The organism is Mucilaginibacter gotjawali (assembly GCF_002355435.1).
GTDB classification, from domain to species: domain Bacteria; phylum Bacteroidota; class Bacteroidia; order Sphingobacteriales; family Sphingobacteriaceae; genus Mucilaginibacter; species Mucilaginibacter gotjawali.
Genome location: NZ_AP017313.1, coordinates 2081584 through 2095381 on the forward strand (window position 1 = coordinate 2081584; position 13798 = coordinate 2095381).

The following is a 13798-nucleotide window of genomic DNA, read 5'->3' on the forward strand; positions in this document are numbered from 1 at the left end:
AAAGATCAAGTCAGCAGATAGGCTTCTTTGCCGCCAAGGGCCTTTGCGCACAAAGCCGGAAAAACTGCGGGGGCTGCAATCTTTTTGCGGGGCTACCCTGTTGCTTCATTACCTTGCATGCAAAAATTTGCTATGCCCCAACCCACTTCACAGGCCAGCAGTTTTTCCGGCTTTCTCCCGAAGCTTATCTGCTGACGGGGAAGAAAAAAATCTCCTTTTGAGATCCGTTTCTAGAATTAAAGAAAAATGAAAAGCGGGCAAAGGCCTGACAGAAAAGCGGGCCAGGGAGTCTGGCCCGCAGCGCTGAAGCTTTTTTCTGTCTTGATTTTTTTGGTCCTTTTTTGTATCAAGACAAAAAAGGACTAGCCCCTGTGGCAATTGAGCGGCAGCGGTTAAGAGTGAAACCAAAATGCTCATAGTAAGATAGCCTGCTAACCAGGCCTGCGCGGCACGACCCCCTCTCAATAATTTCACCACACAAGGCCAGCAGTTTTTCCGGCTTTCTCCCGAAGCTTATCTGCTGACGGGAGGAAAAGAAATCCACTTTTGCGAAATGTTTTTAGAATTAAAGAAAAATGAAAAGCGGGCAAAGGCCTGACAGAAAAGCGGGCCGGGCGTCTGGCCTGCAGCGCTGAAGCTTTTTTCTGTCTTGATTTTTTTGGTTACTTTTTGTATCAAGACAAAAAGTAACAGCCCCCGCGGCAATTGAGCGGCAGCGGCTCAGAATGAAACCAAAATGCTCATCGCGGATACTGCACCGAGTGGCATCAAATGTGCAATGTCCCCGTTTGTTGGTGAAAACACCAACAAAGGCGAAGAATGACAAATCTTGCTATTGCGAGGCGTTTGCCAATATGCCGCCCCTCAGATTTATTACTTACACTTCAACCTTCCCCATAAACGGATCACTAAAACGGGTTTTCCCGGTTTCAACCCTGCCTGCATACCTTTGTTCAAAATGATCATGCCCTGCAACCTTCACACTGAAATCATACCATCCAAAGCTTTTCTCCAGGCTCAGCACTACAGTAGTTTTCCCCGATGCCGGTATTATCTTCTTTCGGGTGCCGCTTTTATAAGCATGATCAATGACCTCAATTTCAACAGGCTTTGCCGATAAGTTGGCAAGCAAAATTTCCACGTTACCGGTAAGTTTGCTGCTGCTGGTGAGGCTGCGCTGGTAATCAAAATCCGCAGTGATGTGCGGGTTTTGGGCATTTCCCTTAAACTCGCGGTAAAAGCCATTGGGGCCGTAAACCCGCAGGTGATAACTTTTGTCCTCAAACTCATTCAGCGGCCAACTGTCGGCTATGCCGTCGCCGGCGGTAAGGCCGTACGACCAGGTGCGCACCGGCTCAAAAATAGTTTCGTTACGTTTTAAATAGCTGCCCGGCGCGTAAACATTAAAAGGCGCGCCCAGGGCCTTGTCGCCAAAAACCTTATTTCCTGCTTTAAACCGGATCTCCACAGCCGTTTTATCCGCATTTAACTTTGCATCGGCATATAACTCGTAAGGCAGAGCACAGGCGGGGCGGATCCCTTTTTCCTGCTTCGGCGTAAGGGGCGATGCATGCGGATCGCGGTTGATCTGGGCGATCTCTTCAGGGCTCAGCAATTTATAATCTGTCGGCAACTTTTTAAACTGCGCTTTATGGATGCCTTCAACAAATTCATCTTTCTTCACAAACTCCGGACTGGCAATAATCTCGCCATTGTACGGCCTGAATACCGAAGTAAGGTTGCCGCAGATGGTGCGCCGCCAGTCGCTGATATTGGGTTCCACGATCTTTTTACCTGTTTTCTTACTTAAAAACTCCTCCAAAAACTGTAGGGTAGAGGTATGGTCGAAGACTTCGGAGTTTACATAACCGCCCTTGCTCCATGGCGAGGCAATGATCATCGGCACACGGTAACCCAGGCCGATGGAACTTTCTTTATCAAATTTTTCGGGGAAATCACGGCGTTCCAGCTCCTGTTCAAGGGTTACAAATTCAACACGGGTATCAATCCCTTTGGAAACCGCGCCGGTACCCGGCTTATGCGAATGCGGTGCAACAAAAGGAGGGACGTGATCAAAATAACCATCATTTTCATCATAAGTCAGGATGAAAATGGTCTTTTTCCAGACTTCCGGATTTTGGGTAAGGATATCCAGCGCTTCGGATACATACCATGCCCCGTACCATGCCGAGCTGGGGTGATCCGAAAAATTTTCGGGAGCCGTAAGCCCAATGTCATTAAGTTAAGGATTTAGTAAGATGGTTTAAAGTTTGAAAACGTCCTATGTTTGCTTTTAGATTGTTTGTTTTTCCTGACTCGTTCATAGGATCTGTTGGGTCTCACCGGTAATATATCTCTTATAAAATGAGCGTGTAATATATTCAGGATACGACCAACGTCATTATCTGTAAAAAGAGAGATAAGGTTGATCTTAAGCTTACCGATTGACTTATTTCTATTAACTTTCATAGGATATTTTCTACTTTTTGAGTTTTCGTCTATTGATTGTTGAGCATCTTTTATCAAAACTGAATGTAGATTTGCAGTAAAAACGGTAGCATAGAAGTCCTGTTCAACGGATTCAACCGTTAATCCGCTGAAAGCTTCTAGTTGAAGGATATTCTTTTGAATGGATATATTCGTCTCTACCCCCCATCTCAAGAAGTAAAGCTTTTTGAAGTCGCTATTGGGAAAACCGTCTTCTGCCCATAAGTTTGTCACTAGTACTTCTATTGTTTTTTCAAGCTCAACCCGTACTAGCCTCACTTTTAGCAATGTCTGCCTGGTGATGATGAATCCGCTTTCTTTTAATCCTTCTATGGCCGCTTTCCCTGGTGATAGATGAATAACTTCTGTTTGTTTACCTCTCGCTACAAATTCCTGTACCATACTATGATTATCCTTTCCCCTGATGACGAATTTAATTTCCTTCTCGGCCCAAAGATGTAAGGCGAACATTTTGTAACTGCAAAAATTTCTGTCGTAAATAGCCAGCATATCTTCCTCCAATTCTTCTGTTGCATCGTAGGCCATTGGCACTTCTCCATAACGATAAGGCGCTATTTTAGAATAAAGAACAAGCTGATTGAGCACGTCGTAGTGGTAAAATGTTTAGCCTGTACAAAATTGCAATTCTGATTACTTGCACCACCAAAATGGCCGTTGAGCACCGGAGTGTTTATTAAGCTTACATTAGAACCATCTGCTGCAATAACTCGTAAGGCTTTCCATTGCCTTATATCCGACCCCGCATAACAGTAAAAACTGCTGCAAAGAACCCTGTTCCAGAGACAAAAGAAGGATGGTTTTAGCTTTATGCGTTGTTGGGTAAAAGCACTTACCGAGCAGGTATTGGGGGCACCTAACTCCTCAAAAAACTTTTCCAACTCTATGCTAAGCGTCTTTTTGCAAAGCTTAACTATCAATAAAACAAGCCGTTCAAAAGGTAATTTTCTATTTCGAGTGAAGTCTTCAGGAGATCTTCGGAAATTATTCAGTAGAGCTTCATTATGTACTATCAATGAAACAAAGCTTTTTAGTTCGGAAATAATTTTTATTCCTATTTTTATCTCGGTCTTGGCCATTAGGGTTGTAGTAGTGTTTTGTGTTTTAGTCGATTCAAAACTACTTGCTGCAATCCTTTTTTGCTTGTCTTTTTCCTAACTTAATAACATGTGAGTCAATTGAGTATCGCTTAACTTAATGACATTGGCCGTAAGCCACGATACAGTAGGTAAGTTCCCAGTTTTTACATCCTCCCTGAACTGGTGAAACACGTCGCCGGCAGGAACTTGTAGTTCCCGCTCGGTACCATCGTCGTTATATTTAAGGGTGACCAGCTTGCGGTGGTCCGGGTCGTTTTTATTGGTGTCGAAGGCTTTTTTATGGATGCTTTTTTCCCTGTCGCTTAGTTTTTCAAACATGCCCTGTTTCCAGGTTTCGCGTTCTTTATTCACCCCATCCAAATAGGATTGTGTTTCCCTTAATTGTTGTTTTAATTTCTTAAGGCTTTTGTCGCCTTCGGGCAAAGCCGCTATTTGTTTCTTTAATTCGTCGATCTTGCCGGGCAGTTCAGCTGCTCTTTTTTCCAGGGCGATCAAATGCGGCTCATGCAAAAATATCTTGTACTGAGCAAAAAACTCCAGGGCGTTATCCTGAAAATTGGATAGCCAAACGTCCTCTTCTCCTTCAAAACCGGTATCTATCGCTACTTCGTTCTGATAACATTTCCACGAGACCCCGCTCTCTTCCAAACGTTCCGGGAAGGTGGGCCACTTCAGGGTGCCGTAATCCATATCGTCGTTCCACACATGCGCCCTTGAATTTTCATTTTGTTCCTCGCGGATGGTTCCGGTCCAAAAGTAGAGCCTGTTAGGATTGGTACCGGTTAAGGCCGAGCAAAAATTTTGGTCGCAAACGGTAAAAGCGTCGGCCATGGCATAATAAAAAGGGATGTCGTCGCGGGTATGGTAGCCTAAGGTTAAAGGCATATCGGCGTATTCGGGGTTGCCGTTGCGTTTGTTATCCAGCCACTTATCGTATTTGCCTTCGTTACGGGCATTTACCTGGTTGCGCCACGAGTGGGGGAGCGAATCCATCCAGGTAGCTTTAGTGTTTTTGATGTCGAGATGAAACGGCGCGTAAGTTTCCCCTTTTTTATTGGATTGCAGCCATACCTTGTTTTTATTGGGCATATCGATAGCGCGGGGATCATTAAACCCGCGAACGCCTTTCATGCTGCCTAAAGTATGGTCGAACGAACGGTTTTCCTGCATCAATATCACAATATGTTCCGCGTCGAGGTAGGTGCTTCCTTCGGGCGCGTTAATGGCCATCGCTTTTTGGATAGAGGCCGGGATCATATTGGTTAAGCTGGCAGCACCGGTTAACAAAGCTGCTTTTTTAAGGAAATCTCTGCGGGTATCAGTCATGATAGTTTTGTATTTTAATTAGAGTAACGTATTTAATGGTTGAAAATTCCGATGTCGAAAGTTATAACCAATTGAAAACATGTGTTTTATATAACTCCCCTCTTGAGAGGGGGTGTGCTGGCCTGTGTAGTGGCGGGGGTGTGTTAGCAGACATACTGGTCAACACACCCCTCCACCCCTGCCTGCCGGCAGGCAGGCCTCTCAAGAGGGGAATCGCACAGGCCCGGCTTTAAAAGCCGCCTTTTTTCTATTTCTTAATCGCCAAATATATTAGCGTAATTAGCGGTTCGCAATATATTGTTCGCACAAACCAAACGAAAGCGTCATCCCGTTGCCGCCAAGGCCGTTAATAATGGTTACGCCGGGCTCAGCTCCGGTAATAAATTCAGTTTGTCCATTGGTCATTTTTGGGTAGATGCCATGCCATGATTGCATCATTTTCCAGTCCTTAAAAATGGCAAAAGTTTGTAAGTAAGCGATTATTAAATTATTAATAAATTCTTTGTCAAAAGGGTCGTGTACCAACCCGTATTCGTGCGAATCGCCTATGGTTAGTTCACCGCTGCCGTTTTGTGATGCCATCACATGGATGCCCCATTCAAGGTAATTGCCATATTGCTCTTCGTACCGCTTGCGCAATTCCGGCAATGAAGTCGCGGCCTGGAAACCGGGGTAGTGGATCATGGATAAACCGCCGCACAGCGCCGGGCCTATGCGCCATTCGTCCGGCTGGCTCACCAGGCGCATCATCTGCAATTTACATTTGGTGATTTGCGTCTCCAGAAATAATTCCGGGTAAAGGGTTTCAAAATCGGCCCCGCTGCAAACAAATATTTCATCCGCTTTCCAGCTTCGCCTGCCCGATTTAACCGAAGGAGGTTCGATCTGGCTGATGGCCGTATTCCAGAAAAACTCTACATCATATTTTTCGGCCAGGTAAGCAGCTATCTGCCCCACAGCCACCCTCGATTCTACGATCATCTCCTCACTGCTCCATAAGGCGCCTTTTAACCGGGTCGGGTTAACCGCGGGCGACTTTTGCAGCGCCTGTTTGGCATTTAGCAGTCCGCAATCACGGTGCTGGTGGTTTGCCTCCACATATTCGCTGATCACTTGCAGCTCATCCGCACTGTATGCCAGGTGCAGCGAGCCAACTTCGTCGTGCCAGATCCTGGCTTCGGTGCATATTTCTTTCCAGATGCTGCGCGATAGCATGGCCCGTTCAAAGAGTGGCCCGGTAGCCTGCCCTATGGGCCAAACCATCCCGAAATTACGGATGGATGCCCCAACTGCGCGTTCATTACGTTCAAATACGGTTACTTTATAACCACGGATTGCCAGTGCTCTGGCTGTGGCAAGGCCAACAATGCCGGCCCCTATAATAATTGCTGATGGTTGTTTCATGCAGGTATAATGTTCAATGGTTCTTTCTGTGCGTCAACGTCTTTTTTCGCCTCCCGTAAAAAATACAACAGGGATAAGGTGGCACAAATGCCACCAACAATGGCTACCGTCATCACGCTGTTTTTAAAAAATGTGCCCCAACTGATGCTGGGTTGCCCCAGTTCTTTTACCAACAAGACACTTACGCTGCCCAGGTAGCCTATCGAGTCGGCTACGTAGATAAGGAAGCCCACGTTGCCTTTGTAATGGAAGGTCGCCAATAACCGTTCAAAGAAAACCGCGTTATAAGGCACATAGCCCAGGTATAGGCCCAGGCCCGCCATAGTCATCCAAACCATAGGGCCGATCAACCCTAATCCAAATAAAATGGTGCCGGTGCCGATGAGCAGACAGCCGGAAATGATCATGTAATGGATAATTCGGAATGCTTTAAGGTTTCGTTTCACCAGGATTAGGAAGCTGATCGCCACCAGCACCAAAACAGAGATGATGGTGTCTATTTTGGTATAAATGGTATTGTCTTTTATGCCCAGGCTGGCCCAGATCTCCACCTCAAAATTATCGCGCACATCGCGCATAATGGTAAGCAGCACATAAATCACCAGGGTTAAAATAATGCCGGGTAAAAACCGCTGTAAAAAGTGTTTCCGCTCTGCCGCGTCCATTGGCTCCCGTTTGGTACGCAGTTTGATGTCTTCGGAGGTAGGCGGGGGCATTAATTCCAGCATGAGTACAAACAATAAAAGCGGGATTACAAACAGTGCCCCGGTTACAAAAGGCATGGTAAACTCGCTGATGTGGAACGAGCCCATCAGCGTGCGGGCAACCGTTTTCACAAAACCGGATGCGAAAATCAGGCTGATGGATAACACGCCTGCCATAAACTCAGTGGATTTACGGCCTTCCAGGTAACTGAAAACCAGGCCCCAGATCAGGCCTAGCGGAAAGCCGTTTATAAATAAAAAGCCAATGTTATACGGTGCAGGCACAATCGCAAAAAACAGCAATGCTATCCAGGCCGTGCCTATCAGCAGTAAAATACTTTTGGCGCGCTGGTCGGGTTTTAATTCGGCGATGAATTTAATGCCATAGAATTTGCTGCAGGTATAGCCAATTACCTGCGCTATTACCAGCCAAACTTTATAATCAACATGAAAGTATTGCTGCCCGGTAAAAGTACCTGCGGTAAACGCCTTACGGAAAGCATACATAGAGGTATACGCTCCAAAAGCCGAGACTGCCGCCATTAAGGACAAAACAGGATAGGGCCATTTGGCAACTTTAACCCGTAATTGGTCGATAGCTTTCATAACTACTGATTGATGATGCCGATTACCTGTGCGATGTCGTCAATAATATGCGTAGGGTTATATATTTCCAGTTCTTCGCGTGTAAAAATACCCGTAGTAACGCCAATTACGTAGTGGCAACCTGCGTTTTGTCCTTCGCGCACATCAACTTCTGTGTCGCCAACTTTCATCACTTCCAGTGGGTCGGTAATCGCACAATCTTTCATTATTTTCCGGATCATAAACGGATGCGGCCGGCCAAGTTCAACTTCGTCAGAGCCGATAACCTCGTCGATTAATCCCTTTTCTATCCACTGCAGGCGTTCAACAATAGTATCCGCGATATCCCTCGAAAAGCCGGTATTGATGCCGATCTTAATGCCCATCCGGTGTAATTCGGCAAAAGTTTCTTCAACATTGGGTAGGGGAGCAATCCCCGGCTCAAACTGGTAAAAATGGATCATCTGTTTTACAAACTCCCGGTGGATGGCATCTACCAGGCTGCCAGTAATCTTTTCTTTATCCGTTTCGTGCAGCTGCAGCATTTGGGTAATCGCTTCATTTTTCTCATATCCCATCAATGGGTTGATCCGTTCGAGCGGGACATCATACTGGTATTTTTTTAAAGCTGCCTGGAAGGCCTTGCTTACGTTATGATCATCTTTAACCGTTGTACCGGCTATATCAAAAACAACTAATTTTATCGACATCTAATGTTTATTTGGGTTGAGCAATACTAAACTAAGTTTATTAATATCAAACCAATATAATATTAAGTTATGATTAATTATCGGGAAATAAACTGCACTGACGGGCAAAAAAATATTATGCCTAAGATCATTTTATTTCATGACCAAAAGCATCGCGCCCGGTTTTATATCCTCCTTAATTTTATTGTATGAATAAGATCACTTCTTCTCCGGATCTCCAAAGTCAATGCGAAGTGAAAAAGCCTGTAAAAAAGCCGGTTAGCCTCCAATATATTCACTTTGTTAATGTAAAGCCTGGCATTTGCTACGTAAATTTTGATGTAGGAAACATTTTAACAAAACCGTAAAATGAAAGTAATTGAACGCAAATTTTTGGAAAACCTTTTTGACCAGTTGAAGGAAATGGGGTATGACTTGTTTGGCCCCGTAGTTCATGATGGAGCTATCGTGTACGACGAAATTGAGTCAGCTGGCGAACTGCCCGCCGGTTGGCACGACAAACAGGAAAAGGGGACATACCGGTTGGAGAAATCAGGAGATCCATCAGTTTTTGCTTATGCCGCGGGCCCGCAATCATGGAAAAAATTGCTCCATCCTTCTGAAAACCTGCTTTGGAGGGCACAACGCACCGAAAATGGTTTTAAGGTAATCAAAGATCCTGAACCTAAAAGAAAGAAAGCTTTTATAGGTGTGCGGCCATGCGAACTGAACGCCATTTTAATACAGGATAAAGTGTTTTTAAAAGGGATTGCTGTTGACGCTTCCTACCAGGCTTTAAGGAATGATGTTTTTATAGTAGCGGTAAATTGTACCCACCCTGCAAACACCTGTTTTTGTGCCTCGATGAATACCGGTCCCAAAGCAACCAAAGGTTTTGATATTTCATTAACAGAGGTACTGGACGGAGATCGCCATTATTTCCTTGCGGAATCAGGAAGCAGCCTGGGCGACGATGTTTTAACAGATGTTACCGGCCATGATGCTTTAGACAACGAAATAGTAACCGGCAAAAAGGCCCTTGAAAATGCCGCCGGAAAAATGGGCCGAAACCTGGATACCACAAATATTAAGGAACTCCTTTATGCCAATTCAGAAAGCCCGTATTGGGATGAAGTGGCTGCCCGCTGTTTATCATGCGGAAATTGCACTATGGTTTGCCCTACCTGTTTTTGCACAACCGTTGAGGATAAAACCGACCTTACCGGCCAGCATGACGAACGCTGGAGTAAATGGGACTCCTGTTTCTCGCTGGAGTTTTCTTATATCCACACCGGGCCGGTACGGTCAACCGTACGTTCACGCTACCGGCAATGGATGACACATAAACTGGCATCGTGGATAGACCAGTTTGGCACATCCGGCTGCGTGGGTTGCGGACGCTGTATTACCTGGTGCCCCGTTGGTATTGATATAACGGAAGGGTTGGCCTCAATCAGAAATAATCAAACGGAAAAAACTAACCAAATATGAAAACCCTGGAACTGGCAATAGCCAAACACCCCTTTTTTGATGACCTTCCCGAAGAAGATATCCGCAGTATTGCCGGGCAGGCAAATATTGTAAATTTTAAAGAAGGAGATGTACTGTTTAAAGAAGGAGATGATGCAGACAAGTTCTATCTTATTATAAAAGGTAAAGTTGCGCTGGAAACATACACTCCCGGCAGGGGAGTAATTAATATACAAACCGTTGAGGATGGCGAAATGCTGGGATGGTCGTGGTTGGTGGCCCCCTATAAATACCGTTTTGCTGCAAAAGTGATAACGAAAACCGAAATGATTGTCATTAACGGAACGCAATTACGTGCTGATTGTGAAAAAAAGCCGGTTTTAGGCTACGAAATGATGAAACGAATGGTGCGCGCAATCGCCTTAAGGCTTGAACAAACAAGACTAATGCTGATGGATATTTATGGCAAACGGTATAAAAAAATTGATCATGGAGGATACTATTTATAACACCGAAGCCACAGTTGCTGACCCGATGGTGCCAACGCTTTACCGGGTTGAAAGCTATGTTAAAGAAACCAGTGATACCTTCACGCTTGCCATTTCGCCAACCGGATCAGCTTTGGAGGTAAAAACGGCAAACCAAAAGCAGCTTGGCGCTGCGCCCGGACAATTTAATATGCTTTATGTATTCGGTATGGGCGAAGTGCCCATTTCAATAAGTGCAAGCCCGGCTGTGGGAGGTTTATTAACACATACCACACGAGACGTAGGCAGTGTTACCAAAGCTTTATCGGCCCTTAAAGTCGGCGATATGTTAGGGGTACGCGGGCCTTTCGGTACGCCCTGGCCTTTAGAGCGTGCGGTTGGTAAAGATGTAGTGCTTGTTGCAGGCGGTATCGGGCTGGCTCCATTGCGCCCGGTCATCCATGAACTGCTTGCCAGGCGTGCGGATTTTGGCCGTTTGGTAGTGCTATATGGCTCACGGTCTCCGGCTGACATTATTTTTAAAAATGAACTAAAAAAATGGAAAGCGCAGCCCGGCGTGATCGTGTATATAACAGTCGACCGGGGATCGTCATCATGGCACGGAAGCGTGGGTGTGGTTACCAGGCTGATCCCGAAAATCCGCTTCGACCCGGCCAACGCTATTGTGATGATCTGCGGCCCCGAGATAATGATGCAGTATACGGTGGATGCCCTGAAACAACGGGGCGTTAGCGGCGAAGATATTTATGTATCGATGGAGAGGAATATGAAATGCGCCTTAGGTTTTTGCGGCCATTGCCAGTTTGGCGAACACTTTATTTGCAAGGACGGCCCCGTGTTCACCTACGACCAGCTATCATCTCTTTTTAAGAAACCGGAGATTTAAAAAAAAGTGTAAGCTTTAAAATAGAACGGCTCCCGGCAGAGGAAGCAATCAGTAAACGGAATTAAAAACAGTATCATGCCAAAACCACACGTCCCTAAATTAGCTGTTTGGAAATTTGCATCCTGTGATGGGTGCCAGTTGAGCCTGCTTGACTGTGAAGATGAATTACTGGCCATCGCAGGACAGATAGAAATCGCAAATTTTCCTGAAGCCTCAAGCGCTATCGTAAAAGGCCCGTATGATCTTTCGCTGGTTGAAGGTTCCATCACCACCCCGCACGACGAAGAGCGGATCCACAAAATCCGTAAAATGTCGAAATATGTAATTACCATAGGCGCCTGCGCAACAGCCGGGGGCATACAGGCCCTGCGCAATTTTAAAGATGTTAATGAATTTATTTCGCTGGTGTATGCGCGGCCCCACTATATTTCAACGCTAAGTAAATCAACGGCTATTGCTGATCATATCGAGGTGGATTTTGAGTTGCGTGGATGCCCGATCAATAAAAGTCAATTGCTGGAACTGATCAGTGCCTTTTTGCATAACCGGAAACCAAATATCCCCAATTACAGTGTTTGCGCGGAATGTAAACGCCGTGGTACAATATGCATAATGGTATCAAAAGGGGTTACCTGTATGGGGCCTGTTACCCATGCCGGGTGTAATGCGCTTTGCCCATCATATAATAGAGGCTGCTATTCCTGCTTCGGGCCAAAAGAAACGCCGAATGCTGCCTCCCTGAGCAGGTGGTTGCTTGAGCAGGGCGTTGAAAAAGAAGAACTGGTGCGGATTTTCAGAGGTTTTAATGCTAATGCGGAGCCTTTCCGTAAAGAAAGTGAATATTATGAAAAATAAAACACTAAAGATAGACATACTGGCCCGTGTAGAAGGAGAGGGGGGGCTTAAACTGAAGATCAGCAATGGCATCGTAAAAGATGTTCAATTAAAAATATATGAACCACCGCGCTTCTTTGAGGCCTTTTTAAGAGGCCGCGACTTTAGGGAAGCGCCTGACATTACCTCCCGTATTTGCGGTATCTGCCCTATTGCCTACCAGTTGGGCGCTTCGCAGGCGATGGAAGAAATTTGTGGCGTAAAAGTAGAGGGGCAGTTAAAAACGCTGCGCCGCCTGATTTACACCGGCGAATGGATCGAATCACATGTTTTGCATGCCTTTATGCTGAATGCCCCGGACTTTTTTGAGGCCGGCAGCGTAATTCACCTGGCGCAGGTGTATCCTGAAGTAGTTAAGAATGCTTTAAGGATGAAAAAGGCTGGTAACGAGATCATGATCGTACTTGGCGGGCGCGAAATACACCCCGTAAATTTACGTTTGGGCGGATTTTATAAAGTACCGAAAAAGCGTGAATTAAGGGCATTGCTTGAAGAGATCAAATGGTCGAAACAGGCTGCGGTTGATGCGCTGATGTTTATTTCTAAATTCGAATTTCCTGAATTTAAACAAAACTATGAGTTTCTTGCCTTATCAGATCCTGACGAATATGCGATTTTAGGTGGACGCCTTGTGTCAAACTGCGGGATTAATCTTCCTGTTAACGAGTATGACAATTGCCTGGTTGAAGAACATGTGCCGCATTCAACCGCTTTACATTCTCATCTAAAGGGTGCAGGTACTTGTTTGCTCGGACCTTTGGCAAGGTATAACCTCAATTTTGAACAACTTACACCGCTCGCGAAGGAAACCGCCTTTAATGCGGGGCTCGGGCGGCACTGCTATAACCCTTTTAAAAGTATACTGGTACGAATGGTGGAGGTAATTTATGCCTTTGAAGAGGCTGAAAGGATTATTGAAGCCTACGAGGAACCTGGCAGCCCGGCTATTGAAGTAAAGCCAAGGGCGGGCACCGGTTATGGCGCCACAGAAGCGCCAAGAGGTATCTGTTATCATCGCTATACGATTGACGACAACGGCATCATACAGGATTCAAAAATAGTGGCTCCTACGTCGGTTAACCAGTCGAGGATCGAAAAAGATCTGTGGGACCTGGTGCAGGCTAATGTGGGGCTTACAGATGAAAAACTTAAGTTTTTTTGTGAGCGGGCGATCCGCAACTATGATCCTTGTATTTCCTGCTCTACTCATTTTTTGACTATGGATATCGAGCGTGATTAAAAACAGAAGTGTAAAATGAAACAAGATTCATCTTCTTCAAAAGCCCTTTTGATCTGTATCGGAAATGAATTCAGGGAAGATGACGGGCTTGGCCTGTATATCGGCCGGCATGATAAGATAAGGAGTCTCCGAAACATGGTGGTCATAGAAAATTCAGGAGACGGAATGGCAATGATGGATGCCTGGAAAGATGGGGGTACTGTGATCCTGGCAGACGCCGTCCGCTCAGGGCGCCCGGCAGGTACGCTATTTCATTTTGATTTATTGAAAGATCCGATCCCCCCTGACCTTTTTATTTTATCTACACACAATATCGGGATCCCTGGATGCATTGCCCTTTCGGAAAAACTGGACCTTTTGCCGGAACAATTGTTATTTTATGGTGTTGAAGGACAGAATTTCGGACACGGCAAAAAACTATCGCCCATTGTAAAAGCTGCAACAGATGGGCTGATCGATCAAATCGTAGCTGACTTTGAGAGTTGAAATTTTAGTTTTCAACAGGTT

The 13798-nt window shown here is 45.6% G+C and carries 14 protein-coding genes; 6 read left to right on the forward strand and 8 right to left on the reverse strand.

Annotated elements, in window-relative coordinates:
* Nucleotides 1-147: 147 nt before the first annotated feature.
* From MgSA37_RS09570 to MgSA37_RS09610, 8 genes are all read right to left on the reverse strand, one after another.
* Nucleotides 148-417, reverse strand: a complete 270-nt coding sequence (locus MgSA37_RS09570) for a hypothetical protein (RefSeq protein ID WP_157750516.1) — start codon at nt 415-417, stop codon at nt 148-150.
* A 460-nt stretch (nt 418-877) separates the two neighbouring features.
* Nucleotides 878-2233 (reverse strand): alkaline phosphatase family protein, encoded by a 1356-nt coding sequence (locus MgSA37_RS09580; RefSeq protein ID WP_096351506.1) that lies wholly within the window; start codon nt 2231-2233, stop codon nt 878-880.
* Between the two features lie 17 nt (nt 2234-2250).
* Nucleotides 2251-3093 carry a transposase gene (locus MgSA37_RS09585; RefSeq protein ID WP_096351507.1) on the reverse strand — a complete coding sequence of 281 codons (843 nt, stop codon included), beginning with the start codon at nt 3091-3093 and terminating at the stop codon, nt 2251-2253.
* A complete protein-coding gene (locus MgSA37_RS28565; protein ID WP_096351509.1) occupies nt 3060-3584 on the reverse strand; it encodes a hypothetical protein in 525 nt (174 codons plus the stop codon). Before MgSA37_RS28565 ends, MgSA37_RS09585 begins: the two co-directional genes overlap by 34 nt.
* A gap of 75 nt (nt 3585-3659) precedes the next feature.
* Nucleotides 3660-4931, reverse strand: a complete 1272-nt coding sequence (locus MgSA37_RS09595) for an alkaline phosphatase family protein (protein ID WP_096351510.1) — start codon at nt 4929-4931, stop codon at nt 3660-3662.
* A gap of 279 nt (nt 4932-5210) precedes the next feature.
* Nucleotides 5211-6335 carry a TIGR03364 family FAD-dependent oxidoreductase gene (locus MgSA37_RS09600; protein ID WP_096351512.1) on the reverse strand — a complete coding sequence of 375 codons (1125 nt, stop codon included), beginning with the start codon at nt 6333-6335 and terminating at the stop codon, nt 5211-5213.
* Nucleotides 6332-7645: a DUF5690 family protein gene (locus MgSA37_RS09605; RefSeq protein WP_096351513.1), complete on the reverse strand. Its 1314-nt coding sequence runs from the start codon at nt 7643-7645 to the stop codon at nt 6332-6334. Before MgSA37_RS09605 ends, MgSA37_RS09600 begins: the two co-directional genes overlap by 4 nt.
* A gap of 2 nt (nt 7646-7647) precedes the next feature.
* Entirely contained in the window at nt 7648-8334 is a 687-nt protein-coding gene (locus MgSA37_RS09610; protein WP_096351515.1) for an HAD hydrolase-like protein, read from the reverse strand.
* Nucleotides 8335-8682: 348 nt separating this feature from the next.
* Between MgSA37_RS09610 and MgSA37_RS09615 the strand changes: the two genes are divergently transcribed.
* The 6 genes from MgSA37_RS09615 (at nt 8683) to MgSA37_RS09640 (ending at nt 13777) form a co-directional block, all read left to right on the forward strand.
* Nucleotides 8683-9804, forward strand: coding sequence for a 4Fe-4S dicluster domain-containing protein (locus MgSA37_RS09615; RefSeq protein WP_096351516.1), 1122 nt, complete (start codon nt 8683-8685; stop codon nt 9802-9804).
* Nucleotides 9801-10292, forward strand: coding sequence for a Crp/Fnr family transcriptional regulator (locus tag MgSA37_RS09620; RefSeq protein ID WP_096351518.1), 492 nt, complete (start codon nt 9801-9803; stop codon nt 10290-10292). Before MgSA37_RS09615 ends, MgSA37_RS09620 begins: the two co-directional genes overlap by 4 nt.
* Complete coding sequence (locus MgSA37_RS09625; protein ID WP_197706112.1) at nt 10273-11157, forward strand: FAD/NAD(P)-binding protein; 885 nt, start codon at nt 10273-10275, stop codon at nt 11155-11157. The genes MgSA37_RS09620 and MgSA37_RS09625 overlap by 20 nt, the downstream gene beginning before the upstream one ends.
* Before the next feature lie 75 nt (nt 11158-11232).
* The gene (locus MgSA37_RS09630; RefSeq protein ID WP_096351520.1) at nt 11233-12012 is read left to right on the forward strand and encodes an NADH-quinone oxidoreductase subunit B family protein; all 780 of its coding nucleotides are present in this window, start codon (nt 11233-11235) and stop codon (nt 12010-12012) included.
* Nucleotides 12002-13291 carry a Ni/Fe hydrogenase subunit alpha gene (locus tag MgSA37_RS09635; RefSeq protein WP_197706113.1) on the forward strand — a complete coding sequence of 430 codons (1290 nt, stop codon included), beginning with the start codon at nt 12002-12004 and terminating at the stop codon, nt 13289-13291. Before MgSA37_RS09630 ends, MgSA37_RS09635 begins: the two co-directional genes overlap by 11 nt.
* A 15-nt stretch (nt 13292-13306) precedes the next feature.
* Nucleotides 13307-13777 (forward strand): hydrogenase maturation protease, encoded by a 471-nt coding sequence (locus MgSA37_RS09640; protein ID WP_096351521.1) that lies wholly within the window; start codon nt 13307-13309, stop codon nt 13775-13777.
* Nucleotides 13778-13798: the final 21 nt, after the last annotated feature.

What these genes read in the sequence shown, in the direction of transcription:
- MgSA37_RS09620 (WP_096351518.1), top strand. Translation starts at nt 9,801, where the DNA reads ATGAAAACCCTGGAACTGGCAATAGCCAAACACCCCTTTTTTGATGAC.
- MgSA37_RS09640 (WP_096351521.1), top strand. Translation starts at nt 13,307, where the DNA reads ATGAAACAAGATTCATCTTCTTCAAAAGCCCTTTTGATCTGTATCGGA.
- MgSA37_RS09570 (WP_157750516.1), bottom strand. Translation starts at nt 417, where the DNA reads ATGAGCATTTTGGTTTCACTCTTAACCGCTGCCGCTCAATTGCCACAG.
- MgSA37_RS09605 (WP_096351513.1), bottom strand. Translation starts at nt 7,645, where the DNA reads ATGAAAGCTATCGACCAATTACGGGTTAAAGTTGCCAAATGGCCCTAT.
- MgSA37_RS28565 (WP_096351509.1), bottom strand. Translation starts at nt 3,584, where the DNA reads ATGGCCAAGACCGAGATAAAAATAGGAATAAAAATTATTTCCGAACTA.
- MgSA37_RS09615 (WP_096351516.1), top strand. Translation starts at nt 8,683, where the DNA reads ATGAAAGTAATTGAACGCAAATTTTTGGAAAACCTTTTTGACCAGTTG.
- MgSA37_RS09600 (WP_096351512.1), bottom strand. Translation starts at nt 6,335, where the DNA reads ATGAAACAACCATCAGCAATTATTATAGGGGCCGGCATTGTTGGCCTT.
- MgSA37_RS09630 (WP_096351520.1), top strand. Translation starts at nt 11,233, where the DNA reads ATGCCAAAACCACACGTCCCTAAATTAGCTGTTTGGAAATTTGCATCC.
- MgSA37_RS09635 (WP_197706113.1), top strand. Translation starts at nt 12,002, where the DNA reads ATGAAAAATAAAACACTAAAGATAGACATACTGGCCCGTGTAGAAGGA.
- MgSA37_RS09610 (WP_096351515.1), bottom strand. Translation starts at nt 8,334, where the DNA reads ATGTCGATAAAATTAGTTGTTTTTGATATAGCCGGTACAACGGTTAAA.
- MgSA37_RS09625 (WP_197706112.1), top strand. Translation starts at nt 10,273, where the DNA reads ATGGAGGATACTATTTATAACACCGAAGCCACAGTTGCTGACCCGATG.
- MgSA37_RS09595 (WP_096351510.1), bottom strand. Translation starts at nt 4,931, where the DNA reads ATGACTGATACCCGCAGAGATTTCCTTAAAAAAGCAGCTTTGTTAACC.